At 44.5% G+C, this 14,342-nt stretch carries 16 protein-coding genes; 10 read left to right on the top strand and 6 right to left on the bottom strand.

All coding sequences use genetic code 11. The features are described 5' to 3' along the window. Positions 1–166 precede the first annotated feature (166 nt). The gene (locus QT711_RS08870; RefSeq protein WP_317943539.1) at positions 167–316 is read right to left on the bottom strand and encodes a hypothetical protein; all 150 of its coding nucleotides are present in this window, start codon (positions 314–316) and stop codon (positions 167–169) included. Between the two features lie 122 nt (positions 317–438). Between QT711_RS08870 and QT711_RS08865 the strand changes: the two genes are divergently transcribed. From QT711_RS08865 to QT711_RS08855, 3 genes are all read left to right on the top strand, one after another. Next, positions 439–987, top strand: coding sequence for a DUF488 domain-containing protein (locus QT711_RS08865; RefSeq protein ID WP_317943537.1), 549 nt, complete (start codon positions 439–441; stop codon positions 985–987). Positions 988–1,326: 339 nt separating this feature from the next. Further along, complete coding sequence (gene pgeF, locus QT711_RS08860) at positions 1,327–2,088, top strand: peptidoglycan editing factor PgeF (protein WP_317943561.1); 762 nt, start codon at positions 1,327–1,329, stop codon at positions 2,086–2,088. Between the two features lie 181 nt (positions 2,089–2,269). Then, positions 2,270–2,821, top strand: coding sequence for a DJ-1/PfpI family protein (locus QT711_RS08855; RefSeq protein WP_317943535.1), 552 nt, complete (start codon positions 2,270–2,272; stop codon positions 2,819–2,821). Between the two features lie 69 nt (positions 2,822–2,890). On the opposite strand, the gene QT711_RS08850 is transcribed toward QT711_RS08855, so the two are convergent. Together QT711_RS08850 and QT711_RS08845 are read right to left on the bottom strand one after the other, a co-directional pair. After that, positions 2,891–4,348: a protein adenylyltransferase SelO gene (locus QT711_RS08850; protein WP_317943533.1), complete on the bottom strand. Its 1,458-nt coding sequence runs from the start codon at positions 4,346–4,348 to the stop codon at positions 2,891–2,893. An 84-nt stretch (positions 4,349–4,432) separates the two neighbouring features. Beyond that, positions 4,433–4,675: a glycosyl-4,4'-diaponeurosporenoate acyltransferase CrtO family protein gene (locus QT711_RS08845; RefSeq protein ID WP_317943559.1), complete on the bottom strand. Its 243-nt coding sequence runs from the start codon at positions 4,673–4,675 to the stop codon at positions 4,433–4,435. Between the two features lie 48 nt (positions 4,676–4,723). Here QT711_RS08845 and msrA point away from each other — a divergent pair, with 48 nt between their 5' ends. The 4 genes from msrA to QT711_RS08825 all read left to right on the top strand — a co-directional run bounded on the left by msrA (position 4,724) and on the right by QT711_RS08825 (position 7,796). Continuing rightward, positions 4,724–5,437, top strand: coding sequence for a peptide-methionine (S)-S-oxide reductase MsrA (gene msrA, locus QT711_RS08840; RefSeq protein WP_317943531.1), 714 nt, complete (start codon positions 4,724–4,726; stop codon positions 5,435–5,437). A gap of 63 nt (positions 5,438–5,500) precedes the next feature. Then, positions 5,501–5,830 carry a hypothetical protein gene (locus tag QT711_RS08835; protein ID WP_317943529.1) on the top strand — a complete coding sequence of 110 codons (330 nt, stop codon included), beginning with the start codon at positions 5,501–5,503 and terminating at the stop codon, positions 5,828–5,830. 73 nt (positions 5,831–5,903) lie between these two features. Continuing rightward, complete coding sequence (locus tag QT711_RS08830; RefSeq protein ID WP_317943527.1) at positions 5,904–6,707, top strand: tryptophan-rich sensory protein; 804 nt, start codon at positions 5,904–5,906, stop codon at positions 6,705–6,707. A gap of 174 nt (positions 6,708–6,881) precedes the next feature. Further along, a complete protein-coding gene (locus QT711_RS08825; protein ID WP_317943526.1) occupies positions 6,882–7,796 on the top strand; it encodes an NAD(P)/FAD-dependent oxidoreductase in 915 nt (304 codons plus the stop codon). 168 nt (positions 7,797–7,964) lie between these two features. On the opposite strand, the gene QT711_RS08820 is transcribed toward QT711_RS08825, so the two are convergent. Next, entirely contained in the window at positions 7,965–9,125 is a 1,161-nt protein-coding gene (locus tag QT711_RS08820; RefSeq protein ID WP_317943524.1) for an MFS transporter, read from the bottom strand. 244 nt (positions 9,126–9,369) lie between these two features. Here QT711_RS08820 and QT711_RS08815 point away from each other — a divergent pair, with 244 nt between their 5' ends. Together QT711_RS08815 and QT711_RS08810 are read left to right on the top strand one after the other, a co-directional pair. Beyond that, positions 9,370–9,681 (top strand): PadR family transcriptional regulator, encoded by a 312-nt coding sequence (locus QT711_RS08815; RefSeq protein ID WP_317943522.1) that lies wholly within the window; start codon positions 9,370–9,372, stop codon positions 9,679–9,681. A 14-nt stretch (positions 9,682–9,695) separates the two neighbouring features. After that, complete coding sequence (locus tag QT711_RS08810; protein ID WP_317943520.1) at positions 9,696–10,889, top strand: chromate transporter; 1,194 nt, start codon at positions 9,696–9,698, stop codon at positions 10,887–10,889. Positions 10,890–11,156: 267 nt separating this feature from the next. Here the strand turns inward: QT711_RS08810 and QT711_RS08805 are convergent, their stop codons facing one another. Beyond that, positions 11,157–12,431, bottom strand: coding sequence for an L-cysteine desulfidase family protein (locus QT711_RS08805; protein WP_317943518.1), 1,275 nt, complete (start codon positions 12,429–12,431; stop codon positions 11,157–11,159). 211 nt (positions 12,432–12,642) lie between these two features. Here QT711_RS08805 and QT711_RS08800 point away from each other — a divergent pair, with 211 nt between their 5' ends. Continuing rightward, positions 12,643–12,765: a hypothetical protein gene (locus QT711_RS08800; RefSeq protein ID WP_317943516.1), complete on the top strand. Its 123-nt coding sequence runs from the start codon at positions 12,643–12,645 to the stop codon at positions 12,763–12,765. Positions 12,766–13,248: 483 nt separating this feature from the next. Here the strand turns inward: QT711_RS08800 and uvsE are convergent, their stop codons facing one another. Continuing rightward, positions 13,249–14,214: a UV DNA damage repair endonuclease UvsE gene (uvsE, locus tag QT711_RS08795; protein ID WP_317943515.1), complete on the bottom strand. Its 966-nt coding sequence runs from the start codon at positions 14,212–14,214 to the stop codon at positions 13,249–13,251. Positions 14,215–14,342 lie beyond the last annotated feature (128 nt).

Below are 14,342 nucleotides of genomic sequence, written 5' to 3'. Positions count from 1 at the left end.
ATTACAAAAAAAGGGAACTGATTTAATTGTAGACCCCTGTTCCCTTTTTTAAATTTTACCGGAGTACCATAATGTAAAAATATAGATTTTAATGTATTTAGTGTAAACTATGCAACGCTAGTGGGCACCAAAAAACCGTCAACCTTGTTGGATGACGGTTTATTATCTATTGTTGTTTTTTTACTGCGTCTTGGGCTTCTTTTTTTATTTCTTCAACTTGTTGTTCAGCTCGTTTTGCAGCATCGTTTGCTACTGCTGAATCTCCTTCGCTTACTTTACGATTTTCATCTTTATCGCCAGCGTAGCTTTTTGTCATACCGTTTCACCCCTTTGCCTTTACATATAGTATTCCCGAGTGCTAGTAATCCAAACAAAAAGCTTTTACGTTTAATAAACTCGACCGTTAGGGTACTCCAACAATAAGAGAGGATGAGTAGCATGGAACTCTTTACAATCGGGCACTCTACACACACACAAGAAGAATTTATCAAGTTGTTGAAGGATGCTGAAATTGAGATGGTGGCGGATGTTCGTGCATTTCCAGGGAGCCGCAAATTTCCGCATTTTCATGAAGATCGTATGAGAGAATGGTTGCCGAAAGCGGGTGTAGACTATGTACATATAAAGAAATTGGGTGGACGACGGAACAAATCGAAAGAGGTTGATGATGAAGTGAATGACGCTTGGACTAATCAATCCTTCCACAATTATGCAGACTACACGTTGCAACCGGCTTTTCAAGAAGGGCTTGATTGTCTGAAAGAATTCGCTTGTACGAACCGCGTTGCGATTTGCTGTTCCGAGCGGCATCCTGCACGTTGTCATCGTTTGTTAATTAGCAATTGGCTCGCTCTGAACGGTTGGACAGTGTGCCATATAGTAGACGGTCCAAAAGGAAAGACACTTATCGAACAACACGAACCAGGTAAATGGGGTGCGCCTCCTGAATTACAATTGGACGGCACAGTGGTCTATCCGGAGAAATAGGTAAAGCCACAAACGATTGCAGGGGGAGTCGAAATCGTTTATGGCTCTTCATAATTATGGTCGTTTTTTTATATTTTATTCGCGAACAGAGAAAAATTTTCGTAGCACAAAAGACGAAATTGGTCGATAGATTGTGAATAGTGATGGATAGGACTGGAAAAGTGATTGGTAGACTGGATAAACTGATCGTTAATACAGCAAACGTGATTAATAGAAAGACCAAACTGAGGATAGGTGCCTATTGCGTTTTATTAACGCGCAGTAAGATTAGCTATCGCGACTTATGTGTTGTCCTATACAGACTGCGGAACGTTGCGTATAGTAAAAGCAGGTGATGATATGAAAATGAAACGATACAAGACGAACGAAAACATTATCGCAGGGACGACATTGCGGGATAGAGGACAAGCGGAAGACAATAATATGGCGCTTCACGCTTGTGTTAACCATGACGCAGTAATTGAAAACCGAGGAAATTTAGCGACCCAGGTGGATTGTGCACTTACTGATTTTGTTTGCGCGCATCAAACACATAGCGCGAACGTTTATAAAGTGACGCACGCAGACAAAGGCCGCGGCGCTACGCAAGCACATACCGCAATTCCCGACGTCGATGCATTGTATACTGATGAGCCGAATTTGTTGCTATGTACGTTTACAGCAGATTGTGTTCCCGTCATTTTCTACAATGAAAACAACGGTATCATCGGCGTTATTCACTCAGGTTGGCAAGGTACTGTCAAAGAGATTACACGAAAAGTGTTTGAACAGCTTGCGAACGAAGAGCAATGTTCCCCTGCAGATTGGCATGTACACATCGGTATGGCACTTAGTCAGGAAAAATTCGAAGTGGATGAAGATGTGTATAGTAAATTTCAGGCGCTCGGCTATGCGGATGAATTCATGTATTTTAATGATTCTACAAATAAATACCATATTGATAATCAGTGTACTGTGAAAAAACAATTGGAGCTTGCAGGCGTACCAGCTGAACGAATTACAGTCGATCAAACATGCACATACGTAAGCGAAGATGGCTTCTCCTACCGACAAGATAAGAAAGCCGGTCGCCATTTAAGCTTTATCATGCGAAAAGAATAATACCACCTACCGGTTCATATTAGATGAACCGGTATTTTTCTGAATTTTTTTGGGGACAGGCACCAAAACGATTACGAATATTCCGTCCCCTTCTCTTTTTAGTTGCGAGGAGGATTTTTCCCCTTCGTGTCGAATAGAAGCGAGTAGTAGGTAAATTCAGACAGTTGAAGGGAGAATGGATATGAGTAAGAAAGTGTTGATTGTAGCTGGGGATGCAGTTGAAGCTTTGGAGATTTTCTATCCGTATTATCGTTGTTTAGAGGCAGGATTTGAGACGACGATCGCTTCGCCTTCCGTGAAAAAGTTACAGACGGTGAGTCATGACTTTATCGATGGAATAGAGACGTATGTAGAAAAACCTGCGTATGGGCTGGATTCAAACGTTGCGTTTGCGGATGTGAATCCTGCTGATTATGACGGCTTGATCATTCCTGGGGGACGTGCGCCGGAGTATATCCGATTGGATGAATCGTTGCCGGGCATTGTGCGTCATTTCTTTGAAGAAGACAAACCGGTTGCGGTCGTTTGCCATGCTGCTCAAGTGTTATCCGTCTTGCCAGATCTCATGAAAGATCGCGAGTATACGGCATACATCGCTTGCAAACCAGACGTCTCGGCAACGGGTGCAACGTATATCGAAAAAGACCTTCATACGGATCGCAATCTCGTTTCCGGACATGCTTGGCCAGATCTACCAGGGCTCATGCGGGAATTCATGCGACTTATGGACTAAAAAATGGGTGCCTGTCACCAACTCAATTTCGGCAATTCCGAATCGTGTCGGTGACAGGCACCGTGAATTTTATGTGCCGCAGTAGGTGAAATAGGGAGTTTCCGGGTCTGCGGGTTGGATGTATGGTTTTTGGTCTTCGGTGTAGGCGTATGGATTTTTCAAGGCTGCCAAGAAGTGTTCCATGACCGATAAGTCGCCTTTTGTGGCAGCGTCCAACGCTTCTTCCATGCGATGATTTCGCGGGATGATGTTTGGGTTGTTGTTTTTCATTAATTGCAACACTGCTTCTTCTGATTGCTCTTGTCGTGCACGTCTTTCTTTCCAACGACTGTGCCACGTTTTAAATTCTTCACTTGAGGCCATTTGCAATTCACTGAACTCACCAAGTGTTAAAGCACGGAACGTATTGGTGAAGTCCGCTTTGTGCGCCTGCATGAGTTGCAATAGCTCTTTTATGAGTTGACCGTCAGCTTGCTCTTCATTGAACAAACCGAGCTTGTTTCGCATGCCGGCTAGCCAATGATGATGGAACCGTTCGCCAAATTGGGACAGCAACTGTTCGGCAATGCCAACAGCCTTTTCCGTGTCCGTATCAAAAAGTGGCAAGAGCGTTTCCGCAAATCGCGCGAGATTCCACTCCGCTATGCCGGGTTGGTTGCCAAATGCATAGCGGCTTTGACGATCAATGGAACTAAAGACAGTTGCGGGATCATACGTATCCATAAACGCGCACGGACCATAGTCAATCGTCTCTCCGCTAACCGCCATGTTATCGGTATTCATGACACCGTGAATAAATCCAACACATTGCCATTTTGCAAGCAACTGCGCTTGGCGATCCATCACTTCTTCAAAAAACGCAACGTATGGATTCGCCTGACTTGCAACAGTTGGGTAATGCCGCTCAATTGTATAATCAGCAAGTGCTTGCAAATCTTCAACAACTTGCCGTGCCGCTGCATATTGAAACGTGCCGACTCGGATATGGCTTGCCGCCACTCTCGTCAACACAGCACCTGCCAAAATTTCTTCGCGATATACAGGCGATCCAGTTACAACAACCGCTAAACTGCGTGTTGTCGGAATGCCTAACCCATGCATCGCTTCACTCATAATGTATTCCCTCAGCATCGGTCCGAGTCCTGCACGACCATCTCCACCACGTGAAAATGGCGTTGGACCGCCACCTTTTAGCTGTATATCCAAACGCTCGCCGGTTGGTGTCAACTGTTCACCGAGCAACACCGCTCGGCCGTCCCCAAGCATCGTGAAATGTCCGAACTGATGACCCGCGTATGCTTGTGCAATCGGATGCGCGCCGTCAGGGATTTTATTGCCCGCAAGCTCGTCAATCCCTTGTTCGCTTTGCAATGCATCTACGTGTAAACCGATCGATTTCGCCAATGCGTCATTGCAAATAATCAACGCTGGGGATGGGGCTTTTTCAGGCAGGACAGTTGCGTAAAACACGTCAGGTAAGCGCGTATAACTATTGTCAAATTGCCAGCCACTACCGTTCTTCGTCATTCTCCCTCGCTCCTTTTGTGTTCCAGTTGCACTCCAGTGTACACTACATCTTGCGAGGATTCACGTTTCATAATTCTACCGTTTTTATTGAGATGAAATTATCCGTTCTAGTCGGGGGCGATTGTATCGTTGGATAATAATGAGGGGCACATTGAATAGAACGGCATACAAGACATTTAGCCATGCCGCCCACAGTGGATTCCACAAGAAAAACAAAAAGCTCGGCACAATCATGAGCCAATGGACAAATTCAGCACGGCGCGACTCTAGCAAAAACAAACTGAGCGAAGTGGAATCACGCCCATGCATCTGTCGCTTAGAGAACAAAAATGATAGAATTTGATTACCATACAATTGGCAAGGAGGCCGCTAGACATGAAACGATCCATCTTACTTATCCTAATCACCTGTTTGCTTGCTGCTTGCAATTCTCAACCTTCTACAACAACAGCAGATACGCCTGTCGTGAATCCAGAGGAAGTAGAGGGTTATTTATTGCAAGATGATGTGAAAAATATTAATGAACATCTCGATTATACAGCGAGCGAACTAAAGACGATTTACTTTGCAGGCGGTTGTTTCTGGGGTGTGGAAGCGTATTTTGCGAGGATTTACGGCGTAGCGGACACCGTGTCAGGTTATGCAAACGGAACAGGTGAAAACCCTAGCTACGAAGAAGTCATTCAAGGTGACAAAGCATTTGTTGAGACAGTGAAAGTGACGTACGACCCTGAACGCGTGTCGCTGGATGAATTAATCGAACACCTCTTTTCAGTCATTGATCCGACTTCTAAAAACAAACAAGGAAACGATGTCGGCATCCAGTATCGATCCGGTATTTATTACGACGAAGCAATGGATGCCACTACTGTGGAGGAAGCTATAAAGAAGGAGCAACAGCAGTACGACAAACCGATTGTCACGGAAGCGGAGCCATTGCAAAACTTTTACCTAGCAGAGGAGTATCACCAAGACTATCTCGTGAAAAATCCAAATGGGTATTGCCACATTAATCTCCAAACGTTTGACACACTACCCATCAACCCGATCGCAAAAGATGAAATGATTGTTCAAAAACTGAGCAAATGAGGGTTTGACAGCTATCGATTGCTATTTGCAAACTAGGTAGCTGTCAATAAAAAGGGGGGTATCATGGGGAAAATAGGAACCATTCTACTCGTTTTACTGAACTTACTTACAACAATCCCCATATGCATTGCAGTGTATCTGATGACAAGCGCTTCACTTGAAGGAGCGACTTTTCAGGTCATCGTGTTCTTAATTGTCATCACCATTATTGAACTATTGAAATGGGTGGCTTTTTACTTTTGTATTTTTAAAGAGGCAATGCGGCCGCTCATCTTTTTCGCTTTGTATGCATTCGCATTATCAGTCGCCTATCCAGCATTATTTCCAGTTTCTATCCTTTACGGAGTAGCAATTTTTCTCATCTATCAACGTAGTGTGAATGAAAATGTATAAAACTCGTTTACATCACAAGAAAGCAGGAATAGTGGAATGACCGAAAGAATATAGTTCGAGAAAGGAGGATTTGATGAAATCCACAAGTAAACGAGTATGGTTGAATACAGTAATCGTTCTTACATATGTCTTAATGATCGGCACCAATGTTTTAGCGAACGTCTTACCCATTAATGGCCAAACGACGGGGGAAGTTTCAGCGAAATACGGTAATTTATTTGCTCCTGCAGGGTTTACATTCTCCATATGGAGCGTCATCTATGTCTTACTTTTATTACATGTCTTCTACCAACTCGGTTTCTTTCACAAAAAGCTAAAACCTTCTACAGCACGTCTATTAACACAAGTCGGCATCTACTTTTCAATTTCTTCAATACTGAATACCCTTTGGATACTCGCATGGCATTATGAAAGGCTATTCCTATCCGTTATTCTCATGGTCGGATTGCTACTATGCCTAATCAAAATCAACAAATTGACCGCAGAGGCTACCCTCTCTTTAAAAGAGAGCTTTTTTATCAAACTTCCGTTTAGTATTTATTTTGGCTGGATAACAGTCGCGACCATTGCTAACATTACTGCTTTCCTTGTCTCCATTGGATGGGACGGATTTGGTCTCTCTGACGTGACGTGGACAATTCTAATTTTGATTATCGGAACGGTCATTAGTGTGGGTACCATGCTTCGCTTACACAACCCTGCATATGGTTTGGCGATATTATGGGCTTATTTCGGCATCTATTCTAAACACACATCAGAAAGCGGGTTCAACAATCAATATCCCGCCATCTCATTGACCGTCATCATCTGCATGATTATCCTCTCGCTAACCATACTCCTTGTCGCCATAGGAAATCGGCGAAAGCCCAATACCTAAGCTGCTAGACTTGGCAAGGGGTAATGATGTTTTTTTGAGAGAATGAGTGATGCATGGCAGTTATGTTGAGGTGCTAGCCGTTTTTGTTGTGTTTACCGCTATTTCCCTTAAAAAAAGATGTTCCACATGAGGAAATTACGGGTAGACTACGGTTAAAAAGGATGTATGCAAGTAATGATCTATGATTGTGCAATTATTGGCGGTGGGCCGGCCGGGTTAAGTGCGGCACTCGTTCTTGGCAGGGCTCGGAGAAAAGTGATTGTCTTCGATGACAATCAACCGAGAAATCGAGTGATTCGGGAAACCCATGGATTTATTACGAGAGATGGCATATCACAAACAGAGTTTAAGCGACTGGCACTTCGTGATCTCGCCCAATACGATTCAGTAGACATTCGAAATGAACGTATCGAAGTCATTCGGAAAAAAGATAATACCCATTTTGAATTGGCGACAGAGGACGGCACCCTGTTTACTAGCAACAAACTCCTATTAGCTACCGGTTTAAAAGATGCTCAACCAAACATTCCTTCAATCGAGCGGTTTTACGGCACAAGCCTCTTCAGTTGTCCGTATTGTGATGGCTGGGAAATGCGAGACCGACCACTCGCGGTCATCGCGGACAAAAATGTATACAAGCTAGCAAAAGAAGTGTATACGTGGAGCCAAGATGTAGCCGTCTTTACGAATGGTGAAGGACGATTGGAAGAGGATGAACGTAACCAGCTGCTCGCTCACGGCATTCAAGTTTACGAAGACATCATTGCCGGATTGGAAGGTGAAAACGGTCAGCTGCAAAGCATCCGGTTGGAAGACGGCACACTCGTACCCCGAACAGGCGGGTTTGTCACCCCGCTCTGGAGCCATTCAAATGCATTCGGCAAAGAACTCGGCTGTGAGATCAATGAAAATGGCGGGCTACTAACTGATACATACGGAAGAACAACTGTCTGGAATGTGTACGCAGCAGGTGATGCAGCCCACATCGTGCCCGCCCAACTCATTATCGCCGCCGGAACCGGAAGCGCCGCAGCCATCGGCATAAACGGCGACCTCACAAACGAATACTTCAGCAAACGGACTCAATAAAAGCGAAATGCCGACTGAAACAATTTTGAATAATCATAATTAATCGGGTGCCTGTCCCCAAAACAATTGGGAATCGCCAGAATTAATCGGGGGACAGGCACCAAAACAATTCTGAACATTATCCGCTGTATTCAAAAAGCCAACGAAGGATTGCTCGTTGGCTTTTGGTCATGGTTGGACCGGCTTTGTTTTTGCCCAGAAGAATGTGAGGATGGAGCCGGCGATCAGGACGATAGTGGCGAAGTAGAACGGGTAGTCTACATCGAAGTCAAATAAGTATCCGCCTAAAATCGGGCCAAACACCGTACCAATACTCGTGAACATGGAATTCATGCCGCCGACAAATCCTTGTTCGTTGCCAGCGATTTTCGATAAATACGATGTTGCCGCTGGTCGAATGAGGTCAAAGCCGACAAAGACGATAATCGTTACAAAAAGCACGCTAAAGTACGAATTCACAAGCGTCATCGCACCGACCATCACGGACGAAAATACCAAACTGACTAAAATTAATTTCTTTTCACCCATCAATTTTGTTAACCGATCAAATAACAACACTTGTGCCAATGCCCCAACAAGCCCACTACCCGTGATGATGATGGCAATATCGGTTGGCGTAAAGCCAAACTTGTGGTCGACGAATAGACTGAACACCGCTTCAAAGGAAGCCAATCCGAATGACAGCACAAAAATAATGACGAAAACGATAAAATACATCGGCGCAAAAATCCGCATGAACCCAGGCTTCTTTCCACTCGCTGTTTCTTCATATTGCCGTTTCGGTTCCCTCAGCATAATCAAAGAGAATATCGCCGCAAAACAGGCAAGCCCAGCCGCGAAGAAGAACGGCATCCGCGTACCGTAACCTGCAAGAAACCCGCCAATTCCCGGTCCGATGATGAACCCTGTAGAGATGGCTGCTGACATATACCCTAACGCTTTCGAACGTGTCTCATTGGTCGTCACATCTGCAATGAACGCCGTCACCGCAGGCATAATGAACGCTGCACTTACCCCACCTAAAATTCGGGATATAAACAACACAAGTAAATCCTGTCCAACTGCAAACAGCAATTCAGATGCACTAAAAATGAATAACCCGATGACAATCATTATTTTCCGCCCGATTGTATCAATCAATTTCCCAGCAATCGGCGAAACAATAAGCTGTGCAATTGCAAAAAACGCTACCATGTATCCGACAACAGAGCCCGATATGTCCAGTTCATTCATCAACGTTGGCAACACCGGAATAACGAGCCCAATCCCTAAAAACGCAATAAACAAATTGGTTAACAATAATACCAATGTAATTGTTTCTTTTTTCATCTGTAATCTCCTACTGAAGCAAAATCCTTCTTTCTAATATTTCACATCATACCAAGGCCTATCAGAACTTACAAGACGCGAGAACTTGGGGTATTTTTGGTAATCATTTTCGCATCGTCCACCCGCAAAGAGATACGACTACCATGTTAAGAATATGTAAATTCACAGAAATCACACTTACATCATGTTATATTTTTAGTATCGTAACGCAATATCGGTTTTCGTTATCAAGGAGGTGTCTACTGTGGAAGACAAAGTATTGCGTAAGCTTTTTCTCGGTTTCATTCACATCCATATCCTTCACCACGCAAAAGAGCACCCTGTTTACGGCGCGTGGATGGTAGAGGAACTGAAAGAACATGGGTATTCCATCAGTTCAGGAACACTTTACCCCATTCTTCATTCAATGGAGGCAGATGGTTTGCTCGTCCGGGAAGATCGGAATGTTGATGGGAAAATCCGAAAATATTACACGACAACCGAAAAAGGGGCTTACATTCTAACTGAAGCCCGTGTAAAGGCATACGAGCTGTTCAAAGAAATCAAAGACTACTAACAAAGGAGTTCATGATGAATCAACAAAACGAAAAAAGAGGTTTCCGATCACTTTTAGAAATTCTGTTCGTTTCAACTCGACTTGGTTTAACTTCATTCGGTGGACCGATAGCGCATTTAGGCTATTTCCACGAAGAGTATATCCGTAGACGCAAGTGGATGAGCGAAAAAAACTATGCAGATTTAGTCGCCCTCGCACAATTTTTACCTGGACCGGCGAGTAGCCAAGTCGGCATCGGTATTGGGGTAATGCGAGCGGGTGTAGTAGGTGGGATTGTTTCTTTCATCGGGTTTACACTTCCATCTGTAATTGCACTTATGATTTTCGCCATGCTGTTACATGAATTTGATGCAACAAATGCAGGATGGATTCATGGATTAAAAATTGTCGCTGTCGCTGTCGTTGCCCACGCAATCATGGGAATGGCTAAAAACCTGACTCCTGACAATAAACGAAAAAAGATTGCACTCCTTGCACTTATCGGGACACTCATTTGGCAATCCGCCATGACCCAAATCGGCGTCATCCTAATCGCCGCCCTGCTCGGCTTCATGCTATACAAACGGCACGATGCGGAACAAGAAACAAGTTCACACTTTCCCATATCGAAGAAAGTGGCCACCATCTGTTTGGGACTCTTTTTCACGTTACTTTTTGCATTGCCGGTCATACGAGAAATAACAGGTTCCTATTGGGTCGCAATGTTTGATAGCTTTTACAGATCCGGCTCATTAGTGTTCGGTGGCGGACACGTCGTACTACCACTACTTGAACAAGCCTTCGTGCCGACTGGATGGATCGACGAAGAAGCCTTTTTAGCAGGATATGGTGCAACACAGGCCGTCCCCGGACCTTTATTCACCTTTGCGGCGTATTTAGGAACGGTCATGAATGGTTGGTTAGGAGGCCTAGTCGCCACAGTGGCAATTTTCCTACCCGCATTCCTACTTATACTCGGTGCATTGCCTTTTTGGGATCAATTACGCTCGAACCCGAACATTAAAGGAGCAATTATGGGTATTAACGCGGCAGTCGTTGGTATTCTCATTTCCGCTTTCTATTTCCCAATTTGGACAAGCTCCATCGCGGCACCGATTGACTTTGCACTCGCCGCCGTGTTATTTACTATGCTGGCGTACTGGAAACTACCGCCTTGGATTGTTGTCGTAACCGGCGCGATTGGCGGCGTACTGCTCGGTCTTATTTGAATAAAAAGCAGAGCCCCATTATTAAAGGCTCTGCTTTTCTTTGCTTTACTCAATGATTCATAACGATTCCATCAACACTGTCACCAGAATCCCTAAAACCATTCCTACCACAATTGCACCCGCAAACAATAAGCCTCTCTTCAACACCTCATCCTTTCCAACCCTTTCTACATTGTATTAATAAGGCGGACAAGATATGAAATAAAACGGGGACAGGCACCAAAACAATTCGGAATTGTTTTGGTGCCTGTCCCCTTATTCAAGTATTTATTTATCCATCATCAGTTTCAAAATCCATTCATCTGTTTGGCGTGTACCTTCATTGCCAAGTGTACAGAAAGCGTCAATGGATTTTTCGACGTCATCATGAATGAAGCCATCCGTCGATTGAATGCCATGATCGGACAACGCCAATAATGCAGATTGGACCGCGACGTTCGAATTCGTGGAAACTTTCATGGCGCATCCTGCTTTTGCACCGTCGCAAATCATACCGGACACATTGCCGATCGTGTTTTGAATTGCCGCTTTCACTTGCTCTAACGTTCCGTCCAACAAGTACACAATCGCCGCACTCGCGCCCATACCCGCTGTTGTTACGCCACATAATGCTGATAACCGACCAAACTTCGACTTAATATGAATGGTCACCAAATGGCTGAGTGCCACTGCACGGATCATTTTTTCATCAGCGACTTGCAACTTTTCTGCTACACCGACTACCGGTAATGTAACCGCAATTCCTTGATTCCCACTTCCTGTGTTGGCCATCACCGGTAACGTCGAACCAGCCATCCTCGCATCAGATCCCGCCGCTGCTAACGACATCGCTGCAGTTGCCAAATCATCCGATAACAGACCTCTCTCCACATTTTGGCGGATCGTCTTCCCGACATTTAAACCATAATTCCCAGAAAGTCCTTCAATTCCAATGATGCGATTCAGTTCAATACTTTTCTTAATTAACCCGAGCTCTTCAATATCGACTTTACAAACCCAGTCATAGATCTCGTCAATAGACAATTCATCCAACTCTTCTTTGGAAGATTTCATGCCGATGTTCTCGCAACCGCCCTTGAACACCGCTTCCCCGTCCACTTCAATCAACGTAATATTACTATGGTTATCCGCAATAATAACACGCGCTGTATGAAGATCCGTTTTGACGATCACTTCAATAAAGAGCAACTTCGGTGTATCCGCCTGACTCGCTTTCACTTTACCTGCTTCAAGCAACTCCTCCGCCAAACGCTCGTCCTCCGCTGTAAGCCCTTTCAACACTTCCAAACCATAACTCGCATTCCCCGCAACCGCTCCGATCGCAGCAGAGAAATCCAACCCTTTACCAGACATCCCAGGAATCCCAACGGACTTCGCGTTCTTAATAATATTGCCACTCGCACTTACAACGAGCTCCTCAATCATCCCAGGCGCATGACTTCTCGCAGTCGCCGCTGCATACGCAATCGCAACCGGTTCTGTACAACCAAGTGCAATGACAAGTTCTTTTTCTAATATGGATGAAATTTTATCGTTCTTCATATCGGGTACCACCTTTATTGTAGAATTTTCAGTCTTATCAATTGATAAGCATTCACTGAAGCGAATGTACCTTTTTTAGACGTAGAACTCAATACGTTCTGGCTATTTTGGCATTTTTCAGCACTATTCAGGTTCAAGGTGGAGGGTTAATTGGCAGAAATGAGATGTAGTTGTGTGCGTACTGATCAGGAGGAGTGGAGGGATCATCGATTTGGAGGAGGTTATCACCGATTCGAGTGGGGTTATCACCGTTTCGCTGGCCGTTATCACCGTTTCTGAGGAGGTTATCACCGATTCGCTGGCCGTTATCACCGATTCTCTCTTTTCCGCCTAAATTCTTTACATGTACATCATCTCAAGTGTGAAACAGCGGGTGCCATTGTAGAACTTCGACGTTACCACCGATTCGGAGGGTGTTACCACCGTTTCTGAGCACTTTACCACCGATTCGCTCCTTTTCACCTATTTTCCCTAGCATTCCAAACGGTCACCCGTGCAGGATTTTCGTTTATCACCGCTTAGCTACAGTTTATCACCGCTTGTCGGCTCTTTATCACCGCTTATTCGCCTTTTATCACCGCTCGTGCGCACTTTATCACCGCTCAACATCACTTCATCACCACTTACCATATAATGGATCTTAACTTACCCTAGATAATCAAACATCACGACAAATCCGCCTCTATTCAAGTAGACATCTCCCCAACTCCACTCCATTCAATCTTTCACACTGTATAAAGCAACACCGACCCACTCTTTTCGCTAATCAAAAAAACGACCTCCCGATACTAGGAAATCGCTTGTTTATTCCACATACTTATTTCAAATAAAACGACGAGCTATCAATCACTTCCACGTCCGCTCTCCGCCCTACTTCCTTCATCAGCTGAAAGAGTGCTGCGTCCTTCAATTTTGCCTCAATCATGCAATCGATTTGAGGAACAGTCCCTTTGATTTCATTCAGAAACTGAAAGAACATATCGACGTCCACCGTATCGGCGTGGTGGCGGAAAGCGAATTCACTTTTCGGACTGGAAATGTGCATTTTAATGGGTAGCGGCGAAGTGTCCCAAGTCGCAACAACCCTCCCCCAATCCTCAACCCAGTTTTCGTTACGATGATGCGCCAAATGATGATGGTAATCAAAGACTAGAGGAATGCTGAGCTTCTCACAAAGGTAAAGTGTGTCTTCCAGTGTGAACGATGTATCATCATTTTCGAGCATAATGAGTTGTTGTACAGAACGGGGGACTTCATGCCAATTTGTAGCGAAACGCTCCAACGACTTTTCCGTATCTTTATAATTTCCACCGACGTGTAAGACACAACGATGGGTCGCGTCCATGTTCATTCCTAGAAGCAGTTCTTCATGCATCCGTAAAGTGGTTAAGGAATTATGCAAGACATCTTTTTTCATGGAATTGAGGACGACAAAATGGTCTGGATGAAAATCGATCCGCATGTTGTGCTTCTTTACAAACTCGCCGATTTCCGCCAACTTTTCAGTTAACGGCTCCATATAGTCCCAATCGCTCAGCTCCTCATGATTTGCCAACGGAATGAGACGAGAGGTTAACCGATAAAAATGAATTGCATTGAACACATTATGCTTAAGCAACCGATGTGTGTTTTCTAAGTTTGCGAGCGCAATGCGTTCCAATTTGCGAATGGCCGCTTCCCGGTCACCAATTTTTTGAAACTGCGCAAATGTCATTGTTTTGGATGGTGATGCATTTTTCAACTCCATGCTCATCGCCACATACCCAAGTCGTACAATCGTCATATGACCACCTCAGAGATAGTATGGGGCGAACTCGGAGTAAGTAGACATTGGCAGTACACGAATTCAACTCATTTAGAACAACAAGTAATCTATGAACCGATTAGTCTCAACACAACTTTCTACCTACT

It is taken from the genome of Sporosarcina saromensis, from assembly GCF_033253735.1.
Lineage (GTDB): Bacteria > Bacillota > Bacilli > Bacillales_A > Planococcaceae > Sporosarcina > Sporosarcina saromensis.
The sequence above is the reverse complement of the archived record's forward strand: the minus strand, read 5'-3'. Positions and strand labels throughout refer to the sequence as shown.

Excerpts from the sequence above, each read along its gene's own strand:
- QT711_RS08870 (WP_317943539.1), bottom strand. The coding sequence starts at position 316 with ATGACAAAAAGCTACGCTGGCGATAAAGATGAAAATCGTAAAGTAAGC.
- QT711_RS08865 (WP_317943537.1), top strand. The coding sequence starts at position 439 with ATGGAACTCTTTACAATCGGGCACTCTACACACACACAAGAAGAATTT.
- pgeF (WP_317943561.1), top strand. The coding sequence starts at position 1,327 with ATGAAAATGAAACGATACAAGACGAACGAAAACATTATCGCAGGGACG.
- QT711_RS08855 (WP_317943535.1), top strand. The coding sequence starts at position 2,270 with ATGAGTAAGAAAGTGTTGATTGTAGCTGGGGATGCAGTTGAAGCTTTG.
- QT711_RS08850 (WP_317943533.1), bottom strand. The coding sequence starts at position 4,348 with ATGACGAAGAACGGTAGTGGCTGGCAATTTGACAATAGTTATACGCGC.
- msrA (WP_317943531.1), top strand. The coding sequence starts at position 4,724 with ATGAAACGATCCATCTTACTTATCCTAATCACCTGTTTGCTTGCTGCT.
- QT711_RS08835 (WP_317943529.1), top strand. The coding sequence starts at position 5,501 with ATGGGGAAAATAGGAACCATTCTACTCGTTTTACTGAACTTACTTACA.
- QT711_RS08830 (WP_317943527.1), top strand. The coding sequence starts at position 5,904 with ATGAAATCCACAAGTAAACGAGTATGGTTGAATACAGTAATCGTTCTT.
- QT711_RS08825 (WP_317943526.1), top strand. The coding sequence starts at position 6,882 with ATGATCTATGATTGTGCAATTATTGGCGGTGGGCCGGCCGGGTTAAGT.
- QT711_RS08820 (WP_317943524.1), bottom strand. The coding sequence starts at position 9,125 with ATGAAAAAAGAAACAATTACATTGGTATTATTGTTAACCAATTTGTTT.
- QT711_RS08810 (WP_317943520.1), top strand. The coding sequence starts at position 9,696 with ATGAATCAACAAAACGAAAAAAGAGGTTTCCGATCACTTTTAGAAATT.
- QT711_RS08805 (WP_317943518.1), bottom strand. The coding sequence starts at position 12,431 with ATGAAGAACGATAAAATTTCATCCATATTAGAAAAAGAACTTGTCATT.
- uvsE (WP_317943515.1), bottom strand. The coding sequence starts at position 14,214 with ATGACGATTGTACGACTTGGGTATGTGGCGATGAGCATGGAGTTGAAA.